General features: G+C 39.2%; 1 protein-coding gene. It reads left to right on the top strand.

Annotated elements, in window-relative coordinates; translation table 11 throughout:
• A partial coding sequence (locus tag G4L40_RS13265; RefSeq protein WP_166237595.1) for an HYR domain-containing protein occupies positions 1 to 237 on the top strand: 237 nt, incomplete at both ends.

Here is a 237-nt window from a genome sequence, read left to right on the forward strand (position 1 = left end):
TCGTAGCACCAATTGCTATCAATACAACTACTAATACAGGTTGTACAACAACAGGCTTGGTATTAGGAAATGCTGTAACTACAGACAATTGTTCGGTAGTTAGTGTAACAAATGATGCACCAGCAGCATTCCCATTAGGTACAACCACTGTAACATGGACCGTAGTAGATGGTTCAGGTAATACAGCTACTGCTACACAATTAGTAACAGTAAGCGATACAACTTTACCAACAATCA

It is taken from the genome of Flavobacterium celericrescens, from assembly GCF_011392075.1.
In the GTDB taxonomy this organism is placed as follows: Bacteria; Bacteroidota; Bacteroidia; order Flavobacteriales; family Flavobacteriaceae; genus Flavobacterium; species Flavobacterium celericrescens.